Origin of the sequence: Streptomyces sp. NPDC101132 (assembly GCF_044759225.1) — a bacterium.
Lineage (GTDB): Bacteria > Actinomycetota > Actinomycetes > Streptomycetales > Streptomycetaceae > Streptomyces.
This window is the reverse complement of sequence record NZ_JBIVYX010000001.1, coordinates 39,712-58,135: the sequence shown is the minus strand read 5'-3', so window position 1 is coordinate 58,135 and position 18,424 is coordinate 39,712. Positions and strand designations below refer to the sequence as shown.

13 protein-coding genes are annotated in these 18,424 nt (G+C 74.0%); all 13 read right to left on the bottom strand.

Annotation, left to right across the window (positions count from 1 at the left end; genetic code table 11):
- Nucleotides 1–3: 3 nt before the first annotated feature.
- From ACIQUR_RS00250 to ACIQUR_RS00190, 13 genes are read right to left on the bottom strand one after another with little or no spacing between them, the layout of a single operon-like run.
- On the bottom strand, nt 4–651 hold the full coding sequence (locus tag ACIQUR_RS00250) for a PIG-L deacetylase family protein (protein ID WP_403656081.1): 648 nt from the start codon (nt 649–651) through the stop codon (nt 4–6).
- Complete coding sequence (locus tag ACIQUR_RS00245) at nt 648–1,481, bottom strand: glucose-1-phosphate cytidylyltransferase (protein ID WP_403656079.1); 834 nt, start codon at nt 1,479–1,481, stop codon at nt 648–650. The genes ACIQUR_RS00250 and ACIQUR_RS00245 overlap by 4 nt, the downstream gene beginning before the upstream one ends.
- The gene (locus ACIQUR_RS00240) at nt 1,478–2,713 is read right to left on the bottom strand and encodes a class I SAM-dependent methyltransferase (protein ID WP_403656075.1); all 1,236 of its coding nucleotides are present in this window, start codon (nt 2,711–2,713) and stop codon (nt 1,478–1,480) included. The genes ACIQUR_RS00245 and ACIQUR_RS00240 overlap by 4 nt, the downstream gene beginning before the upstream one ends.
- On the bottom strand, nt 2,710–3,990 hold the full coding sequence (locus ACIQUR_RS00235; protein WP_403656072.1) for a glycosyltransferase: 1,281 nt from the start codon (nt 3,988–3,990) through the stop codon (nt 2,710–2,712). Before ACIQUR_RS00235 ends, ACIQUR_RS00240 begins: the two co-directional genes overlap by 4 nt.
- Before the next feature lie 2 nt (nt 3,991–3,992).
- Nucleotides 3,993–5,225 carry an O-antigen ligase domain-containing protein gene (locus tag ACIQUR_RS00230; protein WP_403657897.1) on the bottom strand — a complete coding sequence of 411 codons (1,233 nt, stop codon included), beginning with the start codon at nt 5,223–5,225 and terminating at the stop codon, nt 3,993–3,995.
- A gap of 1 nt (nt 5,226) precedes the next feature.
- On the bottom strand, nt 5,227–6,768 hold the full coding sequence (locus ACIQUR_RS00225; RefSeq protein ID WP_403656069.1) for a right-handed parallel beta-helix repeat-containing protein: 1,542 nt from the start codon (nt 6,766–6,768) through the stop codon (nt 5,227–5,229).
- A 28-nt stretch (nt 6,769–6,796) separates the two neighbouring features.
- The gene (locus tag ACIQUR_RS00220; protein ID WP_403656066.1) at nt 6,797–8,749 is read right to left on the bottom strand and encodes an alginate lyase family protein; all 1,953 of its coding nucleotides are present in this window, start codon (nt 8,747–8,749) and stop codon (nt 6,797–6,799) included.
- Entirely contained in the window at nt 8,746–10,947 is a 2,202-nt protein-coding gene (locus ACIQUR_RS00215; RefSeq protein ID WP_403656063.1) for a bi-domain-containing oxidoreductase, read from the bottom strand. Before ACIQUR_RS00215 ends, ACIQUR_RS00220 begins: the two co-directional genes overlap by 4 nt.
- Nucleotides 10,948–10,966: 19 nt before the next feature.
- The gene (asnB, locus tag ACIQUR_RS00210) at nt 10,967–12,901 is read right to left on the bottom strand and encodes an asparagine synthase (glutamine-hydrolyzing) (RefSeq protein ID WP_403656060.1); all 1,935 of its coding nucleotides are present in this window, start codon (nt 12,899–12,901) and stop codon (nt 10,967–10,969) included.
- Nucleotides 12,902–12,904: 3 nt separating this feature from the next.
- Entirely contained in the window at nt 12,905–14,425 is a 1,521-nt protein-coding gene (locus ACIQUR_RS00205; RefSeq protein ID WP_403656057.1) for a Wzz/FepE/Etk N-terminal domain-containing protein, read from the bottom strand.
- On the bottom strand, nt 14,422–15,810 hold the full coding sequence (locus ACIQUR_RS00200) for a Wzz/FepE/Etk N-terminal domain-containing protein (protein ID WP_403656053.1): 1,389 nt from the start codon (nt 15,808–15,810) through the stop codon (nt 14,422–14,424). The genes ACIQUR_RS00205 and ACIQUR_RS00200 overlap by 4 nt, the downstream gene beginning before the upstream one ends.
- Nucleotides 15,807–17,072 (bottom strand): glycosyltransferase family 4 protein, encoded by a 1,266-nt coding sequence (locus ACIQUR_RS00195; protein ID WP_403656050.1) that lies wholly within the window; start codon nt 17,070–17,072, stop codon nt 15,807–15,809. The genes ACIQUR_RS00200 and ACIQUR_RS00195 overlap by 4 nt, the downstream gene beginning before the upstream one ends.
- A complete protein-coding gene (locus ACIQUR_RS00190; protein ID WP_403656047.1) occupies nt 17,062–18,387 on the bottom strand; it encodes a nucleotide sugar dehydrogenase in 1,326 nt (441 codons plus the stop codon). The genes ACIQUR_RS00195 and ACIQUR_RS00190 overlap by 11 nt, the downstream gene beginning before the upstream one ends.
- Between the last annotated feature and the right edge of the window lie 37 nt (nt 18,388–18,424).

Here is an 18,424-nt window from a genome sequence, read left to right as displayed (position 1 = left end):
GGTTCATTCCCCCAGGTCGAGAGTGAGTTTGGTGACGTCGAACGCCTCGGCGTAGCGGGCGTGGCATTCGATGCCGCGGATCCGGGCCAGGCCGAGGAAGGCCTCGCGGTCGTACCAGGGCCGGTGCCGCTGCGAGGGGTAGTGCTCCTGGAGCAGCCGGACCTTCCGTTCCGCGGTCTCCGGCAGCAGCGGCTGGTACGCGGACGGACGGCCCAGGTCGCCGTCCCACTTGACGATCTCGTAGCCGAGGACGAGGTGGTCGCGGAACGCGGTGGGCAGCAGCCGCGCCAGCCCCCGGTGGTCCTGGTGCGCGTCGTCCGTGCGCGGGGCGAGGACCAGGTCGGGCTCGGTCCGCGCGCGCAGTTCCTCCACCGCGGACTTGGCCTCCTCCCAGTACGCGGGCAGCCGGCCGTCCGGCAGTTTGAGGACGGTCAGCCGCAGGTCGGCGCCCGGGCAGAAGGCGGTGAGCGCGGCCCGCTCCTCCGCCTCCCGCTCGGTCCCGCCGCCGGACAGCACCAGCGCGTCGACCCGGATGCCCGGCCGCGCCAGACACGTCGTCAGCAGTGTCCCGCCGGCCCCGATGGCGATGTCGTCGCAGTGCGCCCCCACCGCGACGAGCCGGTCCAGGCGCCGGGCCCCGAGCCGGATCACCTGGCCCCCACGGCGGCGCCGCCCCGGCTCGCGGGCACCCGGGCCGCCGTGGCGCCGTCCCGTTCCCACACGGCCCACGGGCGGTCGCCCTGCGCGTAGGAGGCGTCGAGCGCCGCCCGCTCCTTCACGGTGTCGGTCGGCTTCCAGAAGCCGCGGTGCCGGTGCGCCACCAGCCGGCCCTGCTTGGCCAGCCCGGCGCAGCCGTCGGCGACCAGGTCCCCGCCCTCGGGTATGTGGTCGAAGACCTCCTGGCGGAGCACGAAGTAGCCGCCGTTCTCCCACAGCGGCATGTCGCTCACCGCCGTGATGCCGCCGACCAGGCCGTCCTCGGCCAGGTCCACGCAGTGGAACGACTGCTGCGGCGGCACCACCATCATCGACGCGCCGGCGTCGCGCCGGGAGAACCGGTCGATCATCTCCGGCAGCGGGGCGTCGGTGAGCACGTCGGCGTAGTTGGCGAGGAACATCTCGTCGCCGTCCAGGTGGTGCCGCACCCGGCGCAGCCGCTCCCCGATGGGCGACTCGATGCCGGTCTGCGCGAAGGTGATCGTCCAGTCGGCTATGTCGGTGGACAGTAACTCGGTGCGCCCGCCGCGCAGGACGAAGTCGTTGGACGTCGTCTCCTCGTAGTGGAGGAAGAAGTCCTTGATGTGGTGGGCCCCGTAGCCGAGGCACAGGATGAACTCCTTGTGCCCGTAGTGCGCGTAGTAGCGCATGACGTGCCAGATCAGCGGCCGGGGGCCGACCATGGCCATGGGCTTGGGCACGTCGTCCGCGGTTCCGTTCCGCATCCGCATCCCGTAACCGCCGCAGAACAGCACGACCTTCACGACTTCACCTCGACGATGCTCAGTTCCGGGATGGGGAAGACCAGGCGGCCGCCCCACTCGTGCACGAACGCCAGCTGCTCGGCCAGTTCGGTCCGCAGGTTCCACGGCAGGACCAGCACGTAGTCGGGCCGGTCGGCGGCGATCTGCTCGGGCGGCAGGATCGGGATGCGGGTGCCCGGGGTGAACCGGCCGTGCTTGTACGGGTTGCGGTCGACCGTGTACCGGAGCAGATCGGGCCGGATGCCGCAGTGGTTGAGCAGGGTGTTGCCCTTGCCGGGCGCGCCGTAGCCGACGACCGTCTCGCCCCGGTCGGCCGCCTCGATCAGGAACCGCAGCAGGTCCCGGCGCACCTTGGAGATCCGGGTGGAGAACTCGGTGTACCCGGACAGCTCCTGGAGCCCGGCGGCCTTCTCCCGGGCCAGTACGTCGGCCACCCGGCGGCTCGGCTCGGCGGCCGTCCCGGCGGGCCGGGCCCAGAGCCTGATCGAGCCGCCGTGCGTCGGCAGCAGCTCGACGTCCACCAGCGTGAGGCCGCCACTGGCCAGCGCCCGGGCCGCGGACGCGACCGTGTAGTACTGGAAGTGCTCGTGGTAGATGGTGTCGTACTGGTTCTCCTCGATCAGCGTCAGCAGGTGCTGCACCTCGACGGACACCCAGCCGTCGTCCGCGACCAGGGCGCGCAGGCCCTGCGTGAAGCCGACCACGTCCGGGATGTGCGCGTACACGTTGTTGGCCACGACCAGGTCCGCCGGGCCGTGTTCGGCGCGGACCCCCGCGCCGGTGGCCGGGTCCAGGAACTCCGTGAGCGTGGGCACGCCCGCCTCGCGCGCCGCGGCGCCGACGTTCACCGACGGCTCGATGCCCAGGCAGCGGATCCCCCGCTCCGCCACGTGCCGCAGCAGGTACCCGTCGTTGCTCGCGACCTCGACCACGAACGCGTCGGGGCCGAGCCCCAGCCGGGCCACGGCGTCGCCGACGAAGGTGCGCGCGTGCTCCACCCACGAGGTGGAGTACGAGGAGAAGTACGCGTACTCCTCGAACGTCTCCTCCGGCGTGATCAGCGGCGGGATCTGCGCGAGCCAGCAGTCCGTGCAGACCCGCAGGTGCAGCGGGTACGCGGGCTCCGGCAGGTCCAGCTGGTCCGCGGCGAGGAAGCTCTCGCACGGCGGCGTCGCCCCCAGGTCGGCGACGCTCGCGAGCTTCGCCGAGCCGCAGAGTCGGCACTGTGTCATTTCTCCTGCCCCCATCCCTGCCCGCGTGCGGAGTCCCGCAGCGGGCCAGCGTTTCCGTTCCTCGCCGGCGGCGGTCCTTCCCCGCCGGCCGGCCGCCCCGCGATCGCGGCGCGGTACCCCTCCATCAGGCGTTCGAGCCCGACCCGCGGGCTGAACCCCAGCTCGTAGCGGCGCCGGGCCGCCCGCCCCATCTCCCGGTTGCGGTCCGGCTCCGCCGTGATCCGGCGGATGCCGGACACCAGCGAGGCGGTGTCGCCCGGCGTGTGCAGCAGCCCGGTCACCCCGTCCTCGACCAGCTCGGTGAAGCCGCCGTGGCCCGCGGCGACGGCCGGCACCCCGGCCGCCATCGCCTCCGCGGCCACCAGGCCGAACGTCTCCCTGGCCACCGAGGGCGCCACCACCGCGACCGACCGCGCGACGGCCTCCCGGCACTCGGCGGGGGAGTACAGGCCGGCGTACCGGACGTCGTCCCGGCCCGCCGCCCACGCGGCCACCTCCGCCTCCAGCGGGCCCGCCCCGGCGAGCAGGAGCGGCACGCCCACCCCGCCGCCGGCCGCGACCTCGTCCCACGCGCCCATGAGCAGCCGGATCCCCTTGGCCTCCGCCATCCGGCCCAGGTACAGCAGGTGCTCCCCGGGGCCGGTCCGGCGCACCCCCGGGTCGGGCACGAAGTTGTGCTTCACCGACAGCCGCTCGGCCGGCATGCCGGACCGCACCAGGACGTCGCGCTGCGCCGCCGAGATGCAGAAGAACCGCTCCACGCCCGACCACCACCGCCGCCGGTTGACCGCCAGGCCGACCGCAAGCGGCACCGTCGCCAGCCGGGAGCCCCGGTAGCAGCCGTGCCGGACGGCGGGCAGCGAGGCGACCGTCCCGACGCACGCGTCGCACGGCAGGCCGTTGCGGTGCAGCGTGCCGGGCGCGCACACCTGGGTGTAGTTGTGCAGCGTGGCGACCAGGGGCACGCCGGCGTCGGCGCAGGCGGCCACGACCGAGGCCGACAGCAGCGGGAACACGTTGTGCACGTGCACCACGTCCGGCCGCTCGGCCCGGAGCCGGGCGGCCAGCTCCGTACGGACCGCCGGGTTCCACGGCACCAGGAGCGGCACCGCGGCCTTGGCGAGGAGGGAGCGGGCGGCGATGTCGTCGCTCCGCCGCTCGAACAGCCCGACCCGGTGGCCGGCCGCGCGCAGCAGCTCCACCTCCTCGTCGACGACCCTGTTCTCCCCGCTCGGCTGCGTGGTGTTGTAGCGGTTGTGCACCACGACGACGTGCATGTTCAGACCACCTCCGGGTGCTGGGCCCGGGGCGGTACGGGCGGTCGGGGGAGCGCGGGCTCCGGCGGGGGAGTGGCCGCGGCGGGCAGCGCGAGCAGCGACGCCGCCAGGGCCAGGTGCAGCAGGTAGGGCGAGGCGTCGCCGAGGCCGGCCTCGGTGTACGAGGAGATGGCGACGTAACTGATCAGGAAGATCGCACCGGCCCTGGGCAGCGACGGAGGCCGCAGCAGCGCGACCGACCCGAGCACGAGGAAGACCCCGGCCACGATGCCGACGCCGACCAGGCCCTGCTCGTTGTAGACGGCGAGCCAGCTGTTGTCGATCGGCAGACCGCCGAACGACTTGTCGCCCAGGCCGACGCCGAACAGTTCCTGCGTCGTCGTCCGCGGCGCGTCCAGCAGCGCGTCCCAGACCTTGGCCCGGCCGGTCAGGTTGGAGAAGTTCTCCTGGCTCTGGCCGCGCAGGAACCAGGTGCGCAGCGCGGAGCTGAACGCCACCGCGGCCACCGTGGCGCACACCACCGCCCAGGCGAAGAACCGGCGGGCGGCCCCGCTGGTCAGGATCAGCGACCCGATCGCCAGCACCAGCCCGATGATCAGCCCGAGCGTGGCCGTCCGGGTGTGCGTCATCGCGAGCAGCACCAGCGACGGCACGATGACCAGCGCCGCGCTGCGCCCGGTGGTCCGCCGGCTCAGCAGGAGCAGCACCGTGAGCCCGATGATCACCGCGGCGTACTGCCCGATCTGCGGCGGGGTCAGCGGCCACAGCGCACCGACCAGCCGCCCGCCGTAGTACTCGGGCATGGCCGTACCCGGCGACACGGCCAGTCCCGCGGCCACCAGCACCAGCACGGAGAAGTACATCCGGATGTGGTACCGGACGAACATCAGCCCGCCGTCCCACCAGCGGCTGACCAGCCACAGGGTGCCGACGAACAGCGCGAGCCGGGTGCAGCGGAACAGCGCGCCGTACCCGACGGCCAGGTTCACGCTGGAGATCACGCTCGGCACCAGCAGCAGGGTGAGCAGGAAGACGAAGGCGCTCGGCCGGACGCGCAGCCGGAAGTTGAGCACCAGCGCCAGCGCGAACGCGACGACCAGCGCCCCCATGGTGGCGAGCTGGATCAGGGAGCGGGGCAGCGCGATCACGGTCTTCGCGCCCGCGGACCCCAGCGTGTTGAGGGCCAGCAGCGCCCAGACGATCCCGACGCCCTTCGGAGGCAGCTCGCGCTCCATCTCAACCACCGGCCCGGGGCTGGAAGGTGCTGCCGGGGTCCTGCTGGTACGGGGTGCCCTGCCACTGCGCGGGGTCGAGCACCCGTCCCGGGTCACGGGCGACGAAGTTCCAGGTGCCCAGGTACACGTTGTCGTGCCAGCGGTTCTGCTGCCGGCCGGTGATCGCCTCGGCCACCCCCTGGCCCTTGTACGGGGACCAGTCCGGGTAGGTGCCGTAGTTGGCCAGCACCGCCATCAGACCGCACCGCCCCGTGCACGCGAGGACGGAGGGACGCAGCACGAACCGGTTGTGGTGGATGTCCACCCGCTGGGTCTTCCACCGGCAGTCGTCCAGCAGCGGCGCGGTGGCGATCGCCGGCGGCGCGCAGCGTGCCGTGTCCTTCACCAGCAGCGTGCAGTAGCCGGCGGACGTGTTGGCGGGGCTGTTGCAGAACCGGTCGGCGTTCTCCCACAGGGTGATCCCGTTCCAGTTGTCCTCCAGCACGTTGTGGTGGATCTCCAGCCTGTCCGTGCGGGCCGGGATCCGCGGCTCGCCCCCGGACTCGGACACGTACAGGGCCGCGTACGGGAAGTCGTCGCCGGTGCCCGCGTACCTGCGGCCGTCGACCCAGTTGTTCCGCCGCATCGTGTTGTGCCGGATCACCGCGTTGTAGCTGGTCTCGTACATCAGGGCGGGACCGTCGTTGGCGTCGAGGACGTTGTTCTCGATGCGGAAGTCGTTGTTGTTGTTGTCCGCCCACAGGCCGGCACCCCGGTTGTCGTGCACCCAGTTGCCGCGTACGTCCGCGCCGTTGACGGCCCAGAACTTGATGCCCCCGGTGCAGCCGCAGCCCGGCCGCTGCCGCTCCCAGTCGTCGGTGTTGTTGCCGACGACCTCGTTGCCCTCGACCACCAGGCCGCGGATGGAGTCACCGGTCTTGTACGCGTTCATCCCGTACTGGCCGTTCTCGCGCAGGCAGTTCGCGCGGACCTGCTGCCGGGCACCGGCCATCAGCCCGGCACCCGAGTTGCGCTGGATCGTGGAGTGCTCGATCACCCAGCCGTCGGCCATGTCGTGGTTGACCACGCCCTCGTTGTTCGGCGCGACGAACCCCTGGACGGTCAGGTGCCGGATGGACACGCCGGTGCCGGTGCCGCCGAACGCGTAGTTGTTGGTCCTCCGGCCGTCGAGCACCGCGCCCGGGGCGCCCAGGTAGCTGTCCCCCTCCTTGGGCAGCACCTGCGCGTAGCGGTGCGGTTCGAGCGTGTGCGTCCCCGGCGCCAGCCAGAACGTGGTGTGCGGGGGGCTGTTCCTGGTCTTCGCGGCCAGGTCGCCGACCACCGCCGGGTCGACCGTCACCGCCCCCGCCGGGGCCGTCCGCGGCCCGGCTGGGGGAGCGTCGCACACCCGGGCCGGGGGCACGCCGGGCGCACCCGTCGCGGCCGGCCGGCCGGCCCGCGCCGTCAGTGCCGCGTCCGAAGTGCCCGTACAGCCGGCCGCCGCCACCAGCACCAGCAGCAGCGGCGCCACCGCCCACGCCCGGTGCCGCCTTCCGAACCCCATGCATCCGGCGCGGTCCACACGACACCCCCTAGCCACGGAACCTGAGTACGGTGGTGAACCCGCCCGACGGCCCGGCGCCCGCGGTGGACCCCGTGCCGAGCAGCGTGGTGGCCGGCTCCCTGCGGCCGAAGCCGGCGGAGTACCAGCCCAGCGGTGGGGCGCTCTCCCCGCGGTGGGCCCGCCAGGACAGCTGCTCCGGCAGGTCGAGCACGGCGGAGCGGTCCTCGCCGTCCCGGCTCCAGGTGAGCAGCGCCCGGCTGCCCGTCAGCTCCGCGGTGACCTCCGGGCCGAGGTGGAACGCCAGGCGCACCGCCCGGCGCGGCCCCCGCACCTCGTCCACCACGCGCAGCTCCCGCAGCGCGGCCGTCAGCTCCACCCGGCGCCGGTGCACGGAGGGCCGGTAGCCGTCGTGCTCGGCGGACCAGCGCGCCACACCCCCGCCGGAGGTGTCCGCGACCAGGACGCGGCTGCGGGCGTGCCGCGTCCACAGGAACGGGCCGCCGGAGACGGACTGGTCGCCGCCGTCCAGCTCCAGCGTGTTGTGACCGAGCGTCGACCGGAAGTACCGCCGCCACTCGGGCTGCCCGTGGTAGCAGTACGTCCCCGGGTCGGCCAGTACGTCGACCCCGTCGTGCCGCACCTCCAGGGACAGGGCGTCGGCGTGGGCGTGCGCGGCGATCGACAGGAACCCGTGCGGGCCCCCGTCGCAGCGGCACCAGATCTCCTCCGGGCCGCGCAGCACGGTCAGCCCCGCGTCGGCGAAGTGGGCCGGCCGGCGCGCCGGGCGGGCCACGGCCGGGGCGCCGGACCGCAGCAGCGCGGCCAGCAGCGGGGTGCGCACATCGGTGCCGGGCACCGCGGGCCACCAGTCGAGCCGGCCGAACACCGCCTCCCCGGTGGACAGCAGTGAGCCCCAGCGGTCCGTGCCCGCCCCGTCCAGGACCAGGCCGTGCCCGTCGTCCGAGTCCCCCTGCCGCGGCGGACGCAGCCGGTTGTCCACGACGGCGGCCAGCGCGTCGGTCATCCGCAGCAGCACCAGCCGGACCGTCGCGGGGACCGGCACCCCGGCGGCGTCGCCCTCGGCCACCGCGGCCAGCCCGAGCTCCAGCACCAGGCCGTGGTACTCGCTCGCCAGCTCGCGGTTGAGGCCGGAGGGGAAGGTGTTGCCGCGCAGGTGCCGCTCCAGCGACCGCAGCGCCGCGGAGCGCCAGCGCTCCGATTCCGGGAACCAGCCGAACGCGCAGGCCGCGGCGAACTGCCCGGCGGCCTCCGCGATCACGTGGTTGTTCGCCGAGGAACCCCGGCTCGGGAAGGCGGCCAGCCAGCGCTGGTGGTGCCAGATCTGCCCCACCGCCACCGGGCTGCCCTCGAACAGGGCGGCCGCGCCGGACCACCCGTCGAGCAGCCGGCGGATCCACACCCAGGACAGCAGCCGGATGCCCAGCTCGATGCCGCTGACCCAGTGCACGCCGTGCAGCGGCGGGTTCGCCGCCCACCACGACCGCAGGTGCCCCGCCACGCGCTCCGCGTACCGCCCGTCCCCGGTGACCGCGTACGCGGCGGCGAGCACGGTCAGGTACTGGTGCCGGGACGGCTCCCAGATCTGCTTGATGTCCCCGGCCGTCTCCTCGTCGCGGTACGGGACGTCGAAGGCGTGACCGGACGGCGCCCGGCGCCCGGTCTTCGGGTCGTACCACCAGTCCGGGTCGGCGAGGTCGTCCCGTTCCACCCCGAAGAACCCGGCGTGCCCGGCCATCAGCCGGTCCGCCTCGGCCACCAGCCGCTTCACCGCGTCCGGCGGCAGGTCGTCGAGCACCCCGGCGGGCAGCACCGAGGTGAACCGGGCACCGGGCACCGCGGGGGCGGCCGGCACCGCCGACCGCCACTGCCGCCTGCGCACCGTGTCGACCGCCCGGCCGCCGATCTCCCGCGGCCCCATCCGGGACAGCCGCCGCAGGTACCAGCCCGCACCCATGCTCATCGGGCGGCCGCCAGCGCGACCGGCACACCCGCGGCCAGGGCGGTCTCCACGGCGAGGGTGGCCGCGGTGGTCGCGGCCAGCGACTCCAGCGGCACCGGCATCGGCCCACCCGTCCGCACGGCCTTCACGAACGCGGCCAGCTCGGCCGACTGGCCCTTGTCCCGGGCCTTGGGCAGCCGCGAGCTGACCCACCGCTTCCGCCCGTACACCGAGGCGCGGACGAAGTCGTCCAGTCGGAGCACCCTGCCGTCCGCGACCAGGTCCAGCGTCTCCTTGGGGAAGCCGGGGGAGCCGGTGGTCACGTAGCCGATGGTGGCCGTCGACCCGTCCGGGTAGCGCAGCACGACCTGCAGGTCCTCGTTGCCGGCCGAGGCGACCGCGTACACCGAGACCGGGTCGGCGCCGATCAGCCAGCTCGCCGTGTCGACGAAGTGCCCGCCCTCGCCCGCGAACCGCGAGCCCTCGGTGTCCTGCCGGAGGTACCAGCTGCCGTGCCCGAGCCGGCCCGCGTTCACCAGGTAGCGCAGGCTCGCCGGACCGGTCCGGGCGCCGAACCGGGCCTTCGCCTCGCGCAGCAGCGGCGAGAACCGCCGGTTGAAGCCCACCTGGATCCGGTCGTTGCCGGACTCCTCCACCGCCGCGAGCACCCCGGCCAGCTCCTCCTCGCTCAGCGCGAGGGGCTTCTCCACGAACACCGCCTTGCCCGCGAGGAGCGCCCTGCGGGTCAGCTCGGCGTGCGAACTGTGCCGGGTGACCACGAACACCGCGTCGACCTCCGGGTCGCCGAGCACCGCGTCGAGGTCGGTGGTCGCCCGGCCGAAGCCGAACTTCCGCTGCGCGTTGGCCGCGGACAGGGCGGTCGTGGTGACCACCGCCGACAGCTCGACGCCCTCGCGCCCCGCCAGGTGCGGCAGCAGCATCGAGGTCGCGTAGTTCCCCGCGCCGACGAACGCCAGCCGCACCGGCGCGTGCGCGGACCGGGCCGGCAGGGTGCGGCCGGGGACGGCCGCCGTGGCGTCACGCCGTACCGCCGGCACCGCCACCGACGGGGCCTCCGCCTCGCCCTCCGCCGCGTGCTCCGGGTACCGGAACAGCACGGCCACGGCCTTCAGTTCGCCGTCCTTCAGCCGCTGGTACGTCGTGACCGCGTCCGCGAAGTCGGAGACGTGCGAGATCAGCGGCTCCACGTCGACCCGGCCGCGCGCCATCAGGTCGAGGAAGCACGCCAGGTTGCGGCGCTCGGTCCAGCGGACGTAGCCGATCGGGTAGTCCCGGCCCTCCAGCTCGTACTCCGGGTCGTAGCGCCCGGGACCGTAGCTGCGCGAGAAGCGGACGTCGAGCTCCTTCTCGTAGTACGCGTTCCAGGGCAGGTCCAGCCGGCACTTGCCGATGTCGACCACCCGGCCGCGGTCCCGGCACAGCCGGGCGGCCAGCTCGACGGGCCCGTTGCTGCCGCCGCCGGCCGCCAGGTACACCTGGTCCACGCCGTGACCGCCGGTGAGCGCCGCGACGGCCGCCTCCACCGCCGCGGACTCGGGGTCGCCGCAGGCGTCGGCGCCCAGCTCCTCGGCCAGGGCGCAGCGCGCCGGGTCCGGGTCCACCCCGACCACCCGGACCCCCGAGGCGGTCAGCAGCTGCACCACCAGCTGCCCGATCAGGCCGAGGCCGATGACCAGCGCCACCTCCCCGAGCGCCGGCTCGCCCTGGCGGACGCCCTGCATCGCGATCGACCCGACCGTCCCGAAGGCGGCGTGCCGCGGCGCGAGACCGTCCGGCACCGGCGTGTACAGGTTCCGCGGCACCCAGTTCAGCTCGGCGTGCAGCGCGTGCTCGTTGCCCGCGCAGGCCACCAGGTCGCCGGCCTTCACGTCGTCGATCCCGGCCCCGACCTGCTCGACCACCCCGCACAGCGAGTAGCCCAGCGGCGTGTACGAGTCCAGCTTGCCCATCACCTTGCGGTACGTGGCCGGCACCCCGTTGACGGCCACGCTCTGCATGACCTTCGCCACCTGGTCCGGCCGCGAACGCGCCTTGCCCAGCATCGACATGCCGGCCTCGGACACCTTCATCAGCTCGGTGCCGGTGGATATCAGCGAGTAGACGGTGCGGACCAGCACACCGCCCGGCTTGCACCCCGGCACCGGCACGTCGAGCACCGCCAGCTCGCCGCTCTTGTAGTTCTGCACAACCTGCTTCACCCGAACTCCTTGAAGATTCCTAAGCCGTCAACCGAGTGCTCTGCCCGGAACCGGAGGTCGCGTCGCGGTACCAGTACTCGAGGGTCAGCACGTGCCACAGATGCTTGGAGAAGTCCCGCTGCCCGGCGGCGTCCTCGGCGGCCATCCGCTCCAGCGCGTCGCGGCGCAGCAGCCCCGACCCGACGAGCGCCCCGTCGTGGATCACCTCGCGCACCAGCGGTGCCAGGTCCCGGCTCATCCAGGCCCGCAGCGGGGCGCTGAACAGGCCCTTGGGCCGGTAGACGATCTCCCGGGGGAGGACCGTGGCGGCCGCCTCCTTCAGGACCGCCTTGCCCTGCCGGCCGACGATCTTGCGGTCGCCCGGCACGGCGAACGCCGCCCTGACCACCTCCACGTCCACGTACGGCACCCGCACCTCGGTCGAGGCGGCCATGCTGGAGCGGTCCGTGTACGCGAGGTTCAGCCCCGGCAGGAACATCCGGGCGTCCGCCAGGCACATCCGGTTGACGAAGTCGTCCAGCCCGTTGTCCCGGTAGACGTCCGCGTGCTCGGTCAGCACGTCGTCGACCGTCCCCGCCAGGTCCGGATCGACCAGGCCGAGCAGCTCCTCCCGGTCGTACATGGTGTAGCTGCGCCGGAACGCCGTCTCCTCCGGCAGACCGGCGAAGGACAGGAACCGCTTCGCGAACCGCACCGACCGGTACCCCCGCCGGGCCGTGGCCACCGGCAGCCGGTCCACGGCCCCGGACACACCGCGCCGCAGCGGCCCCGGGATCCGCTGGTAGCGCAGCGCCACCAGGTTGGCCAGGTGCTTGCGGTAGCCGGCGAACAGCTCGTCGGCGCCCATCCCGGAGAGCATCACCTTCACCCCGGCCTCCCGGGCCGCCGAGCAGATCAGGAAGGTGTTGATCGCCGCGGGGTCGCCGATCGGCTCGTCCAGGTGGTACGTCATCCGCGGCAGCAGGTCGAGCACGTCCGGGGCGATCTCGATCTCGTGCAGGTCCACCCCGAACCGCTCGGCGACCCGCCGGGCGTAGCGGAGGTCGTCCGGCATCGCCTCGAACTTCGCGTCCTCGGCGCGGAACCCGATCGTGTAGGCGGAGATCCCCGGCTGTTCCCGGGCGGCCAGCGCCGTCAGGTAGCTGGAGTCGAGACCGCCGGAGAGGAACGTCGCCACCGGCACGTCGGAGAGCAGGTGGCGCCGGGTCGACTCCTCGACGACGGCCGCGATGTCCGGCAGCTCACCGGACCTGGCCCGCTCCCGGCCCTCGGCCGCGACGTCCTTCAGGTGCCAGAACCGGCCGCGCTCCGTCCGGCCGTCCGGCCGGCAGCGCAGCCAGCTGCCCGGCGGCAGTTTCTCCGCCTCGCGGAACGCGCACCGCGAGTCCGGCACCCAGTAGTACAGCAGCGAGGCCACCAGCGCCCCGTGGTCCACCTCCAGCGACCCGCCGGTGGCCGCGGCGAGCGCCTTCAGCTCGGACGCGAACACCAGCCCCTCGCCCCGCCGGAGCAGGAACAGCGGCTTGATGCCGAGCTGGTCGCGGACGAGCACCAGCTCACCGGTCCGCTCGTCGAAGACGCCGAACGCGAACATGCCGCGCAGCCGGGGCAGGCAGTCCGTGCCCCAGCGACGCCAGGCCTCCAGCAGCACCTCGGTGTCCGAGGTGCCCCGGAACCGCACCCCGGCGGACTCCAGTTCGGCCCGCAGCACGGGCGCGTTGTACAGCTCCCCGTTGTACGTCAGGACCAGGCCGTCCTTCGCCATCGGCTGGGCGCCGGTGTCGGACAGGTCGATGATGGACAGCCGGCGGTGCCCGAGGTGCACCTCGCCGTCCCCCGCGGCGTGGCTGTACCGGCCCGCCCCGTCCGGGCCGCGGTGGGCGAGGGTGTCGGTCAGCCGGTCGGTCACGGCCTTCCCGTCCGGCCACCGGTACGTGCCTGCGATGCCACACATGTCCTACCTCGCCTCCTGGTCGGTCTCCGGGACCCGGGCGGCCCACTTCGGCAGCCGGTCCGCCGGCCGGGCGGTCCCGTTGGGCCGGGCCGGCCGGTCGTTCCGGGCGCGCGGCGGGGCGTACGGCCCCTCCCACAGCGTCCCGTCGGTGCGGTCGAGCGGATCGGGGTCGACCAGCACGACACCGATCACCGGGACGCGCTGCTCGGCGAGCTGCCGCGCCACGGTGTGCAGCCAGGCCGCGCTGCCGTGCCCGGCCCGTACGACGAGCACCGCCCGGGCGCCGAGGTGCCGCAGGTCGGTCCACGCCGTCCCGGGCGCCACCGAGCCGACGCCGACCCGGTTCCCCTCGTACGGTCCCTCCGCGTCCGTCCCGGCGACGGCCACGGCGGGGTCGCCGGGCTTCGCGCGGCGCCCGGCCCGCCGCGGGCGCGGCAGGCCGTCGACGACGGCCGCCGGCCGCCCCTCCGTGCCGAGCGCCCGGGCCAGGTCCACGGCGATCTCACCCGCCTTGCGGGCACAGCCCAGTTCGAGCACGGACACCGGCTCGGGGGAGTCCCGCACGATGCGGGCCAGGGTGGTCGTGAGCCGGTCACGGGTCGTCCGCGTGCCGCGCCGCCGCCACGGGCTGCCCGACCTGCGGGGCAGCTCCGCGATGACCGAGGCACCGAGGTGCGCCGCGACGTCCCGGCGCAGCACGGGGCGGTCCGCCACCACCGTGCCGACGGCGGACACCGCGAGCCCGAGGACCAGGCCGAGGACGAGTCCGATGGCGGCGTGCGTGGCGGTGTCCCTGGCGGGGGAGCGCCGCACCGCGCGCGGCGCGTCGACGATCTGGGTGCCGGCGACGAGCCGGGGGGTGCCGAGCCGCGCCTCGGCGGCACGCCGGTCGAACTCGGCTGCCCGTGAGGTGAGTTCGGCCCGGCGGGAGAAGAGCGACTCCATGGTGGCCGAGGCCTTCGCCCCGGTGTCCGGCGATCCTTCCCCGATCTCCTTGTTGACCTGGGCGAGTTCGGCCCGCAGGCGGTCCCGCTGTGCCAGCAGGGTCTTGGCCTCGGCGGCGGAGGACTCCTGGATCCGCCGGACGTGGTCGGCCACGAAGGCGTCGGCCAGGGCCCGGGCGCGGGCCACCGCGTCCGCGTCGCTCTCGCCCGACACGTCGATCTGCAGCAGGTTGTTGGTCAGGCCGGTGCCGGTGTAGTCCTCCATGAAGTCCGCCGGCTTCTGCGCGGACTTCAGGGTCTCCAGGGCCTTGCCGGCGATCCGGGTGGTGTGGAGCAGCGCCGCGTCGGTGCGGATCAGCGTGCCCGGGTCGTTCGGCTGGTCCTCCTGGTGCGCGACCAGCACCTTGGTCACCGCGGTGGGCGGCGTGGGCAGCAGCACCGCCAGCGCCGTGCCGATGACCAGCCCGAGCAGCGCCGCGGAGCACCACAGGCGCCGTCGCCGCCAGACGGCCACCACCAGGGAATGCAGGTCCAGCAGCGGAGCGGCGGCCGGCGACTCCGTGGTCGTACTCGTCGTCACCCTGAACTTCCCGTCGCGTCGGTGCCGGCGAGCACCGGCTTGGCTCCATGCCGAGAACGGCCCCCGGTACGGGCCGCACGGGCCCGTACCGGCTCGGCGAGGACGGTGCCGACGAGTGCGTGACCGGCGTCCGCACAGGCTTCGGCGATGCCGGAGAGTTCCTCCGCCGTCCAGCTGCCCGCGCTGAGCACGACCAGGGCACCGGCCTCGTCCGCGCGGTCGGGCACCGTCGGCCGGGGCACCGCCACCCGGACCACCCGCAGCGCGGGGTCCGCGTCGTCCGCGGCCGGTTCGTCCCCGGCCGCGGTGAGCACGAGCTGCCCGGCGGCCCGGCGCGCCAGCTCGTCGCCGTCCGGGACGACGACCAGCAGCCGCATCCGGCCGGGTGCCCGGTCCCGCAGGCGGGCGTACACCCGCCGGTACCGCAGCTCCTGGCCGGTCTCGTCGGCCGAGGCCCGCGGGGCGGGCGCGTTCCACCGGCCCTCGACGCCCAGCAGCCGGCGGATCCGGGCCCGCGGGCCGGGCGCCTCCGGCCGGTACGCGGCCCCGTCGACCGGCACGTCGACGGTGCCCAGCAGGGCCGAGCGCAGCGCGGCGGCCATCTCCGGGCCGGTGCGCAGCCGCCGGCTGGTCCGGGCCGCGGTCAGATGCCCGATGACCGCCACCAGGACGAACAGCACGGCCCCGGCGGCGACCAGGTGGACGGTCGTGGGGGGTGCCTCGGCGGTCGGCCGCGGCGCCGGTCCCATCACGACCATGCCGGCCCGGTCGGTCGCCGGGTCGGCCTGCTCCAGCTTGTCGGCGGCCTCCTGCAGCGCGGTGCGCAGCTTGGTGAGCTCGGTCCGGGCCTGCACGCTCTCGACGGTCCGCCCCGGGTCGGTGGCGTTGGACAGCTCGGTGATGCGCCGGGCGGCCTGGGCCACCATCTCCCGGAGTTCCTCGGGACGGCCCGCCGCGTCGGGGTCGGCGTTGTCGCCCATGACCCGCGCGGCGAACGTGACGAACTGCCGGGCCACCTGGTCGGCGAGCCGCTGGGCCCGCTCCGGCGTCTCGGCCGTACCGGAGATCTTGATGATGTTCCCTTCGGAGGCCTGGGCGGCGACCTGCTCCCGCAGTTCGTCGCCGTCGACCCCCTCCCAGCCGAGCGCGGCCGCCGCGCGGTCGACCACGACCGAACTGGTCGCGATCTGCGCCTGGGTCAGCAGCTCACGCTCCTGCCAGGCCCCCGGCAGCAGGATCGACGCCGAGGTCGTGTAGCGCGGCGGGAAGAGCAGGGAGGTGCCGTAGCCGACGAGCGCACCCACCAGGGCGAGGACGGTGAGCAGCCGCCGGCGCCGGCGGAGGATCCGGCCGATCGTGACCAGCCGTATGGTGTCGTCGCTCAACGGCCCGGACTCCTCCTTGCCCGGTCCGGGTCGCCCGCCCGACGGGGGCTGCGGTCACGGCAGGCCGCGGCGTACGCGGCGAGCAGGGACGCCTGGGAGTTCGGCCAGGAGAGCGGTCCGCCGATCCGCTCCTGGCCGATCTTGCCCATCCGGGCCCGGCCATCCGGATCGTCCAGCAGTTGCGCGATGAGCCGGGCGAACTCGGCCTCGTCGTTGGCGGGGGCGTAGACCGCGGCGTCGCCGGCGGAGACCCGCGCCTCCTTGAGGTCGAACGAGACGATGGGCCGGCCCATCACCATGTACTCCAGCACCTTGTTCATGGTCGACACGTCGTTGAGCGGGTTGCGCGGGTCGGGCGAGAGGCACACGTCCGCGGTGGACAGGTAGCGGGCCAGGTCGGCGTCCGGGATACGGCCGGTGAACTGCACCTGCTCCGAGAGACCGAGCCGCCGGGACAGCTCCACCATCGCGTCGAAGGTGTCGCCGCCGCCGACGAACACCGCGTGCCAGTCGGTCCTGCCCTGCTCGTCGCGCAGCTTCGCCAGGGCCCGCAGCGCGTAGTCGACCCCGTCCTGGGGACCCATCACACCGAGGTAGCACAGCAGATGGGGCTTGCCGCGCTTCAGCTCCGGCTCGGGCGGCACCGGCTGGAACCGCCCGGTGTCGGGCGCACTGCGCACCACGAACACGTCCTCCGGCCGCTGCCGGCCGCGGCCCAGCGCCACGTCCCGGTAGCTCTCGTTGGTGGCCAGCACGACGTCCGCCGTCCGGTACGTGAGCCGCTCCAGGGCGCAGACGGCGCGGTAGAGGAAGTCCTTGCCGCGGTTGAACCGGGAGAGGTACAGCTCGGGTACGAGGTCGTGCTGGTCGAAGACGAACCGGGCGCCGCGCCGCTTGAGCCAGAGGGCCGGCAGGAACAGCAGGTCCGGCGGGTTGCAGGCGTGCACCACGTGGACCGGCCCGACCCTGCGGGCCAGCCGGAAGGTGTGCCACAGGGCGGTGCCGTATTCCTGCGCGAAGCCTGCCGGACCGCCGGTGGCGGCGCGCAGCGGGTAGCGGTGGATCCGCACCCCGTCGATCTCCGCCTCCGGTTCGGTGTCCCGCTTCTCGCCCCGCGGGCAGATGACGTGCACCTCCCAGCCCGCGTCGCGCAGGGTGGTGCACTCCTGCCACACCCGCCGGTCGAACGGCACCGACAGGTTCTCCACCAGGACCAGCGCGCGCCGGGCGGGGCGGGCGCCGTCGGTCGGGTCACCAGGCAAGGCCCACGTACCCCCGTTCGGCCCGGCGCGTCTCGGCGTCGGGGACACGGATGAGGTCGACGATCACCGGGCCCTCGCCGTGGGGCAGCGCCGACAGGACGGCGGGGTCGCCGGTGCCGACGAGGCAGACCTCGGCGTGCGCCAGCACGTCGTCGACGGAGTCGGAGAGCAGCCCGGCGAGGTGCGGGAGCCGCGTCTCGACGTACTCGCGGTTCGCGCCGAGCAGCCGGGAGAGGTTCACGTTCGGGTCGTAGATGCGCAGGTCGTAGCCCTTGCCGAAGAGTCTTTCGGCGAGTTCGACGAGGGGGCTCTCGCGGAGGTCGTCGGTGCCGGGCTTGAAGGACAGCCCGAACAGGCCGACCCGGCGCTTGCCGGTGCGCTCGACCAGCTCGACGGCGCGCTGGAGGTGGTCGGAGTTGGACGGCAGCACGTGGGAGAGGATCGGCACCGACACGTCGGCCTGCCGCGCGGCGTGGACCAGGCTGCGCAGGTCCTTGGGCAGGCACGAGCCGCCGAAGGCGAAGCCGGGCCGCAGGTAGGCGGAGCTGATGTTGAGCTTGCGGTCGGCCAGGAACACGTCCATGAGCTGGTGCGAGTCCACGCCGAGCGCCTGGCACACGGCGCCCAGCTCGTTCGCGAAGCCGATCTTGAGGCCGTGGAAGGCGTTGTCCGCGTACTTGATCGCCTCGGCGGTGGGCACGGGCACCCGGAACACCTCGCCGGGCAGTCCCTCGTACAGCGCGGCCACGACGTCGCCGCTGGCCGGGTCGAGTTCTCCGATGACGGTCTTGGGCGGGTCGAAGAAGTCCCGCACGCTGGAGCCCTCGCGCAGGAACTCCGGGTTGACGGCGACGCCGACGTCCACGCCGGCGGTGCCGCCGGTGTACTTCTCCAGGATCGGCACCAGCAGGTTCAGGCAGGTGCCGGGGAGCATGGTGCTGCGGAACACGACGGTGTGCCGTCCGTCCCGGTCCCCGCGCTCGGCCAGCGCGGCGCCGATCTGTTCGGTGACCCGCTCCAGGTAGGTGGTGCACAGGCTGCCGTTGGGTTCCGACGGCGTGCCGACGCAGACCAGCGACACGTCGCTGCCCAGGACCGCTTCGCGGACGTCGCCGGTGGCCCGTAACGCCCCGGTCCGCACGACCTCGGCGATGAGGTCGCCGATCCGTTCTTCGACCACCGGGGCCCGGCCGGAGTTGACCAGGTCGACCTTCACCTGGCTGACGTCCACTCCGATGACCTCGTGGCCGAGGCTGGCCAGGCACGCGGCCGACACGCAGCCCACGTAACCCAGTCCCAAGACGCTTATCCGCATGACCCGTTCCTCCCCCCGGCCAGGCCCCAGTGGCCTG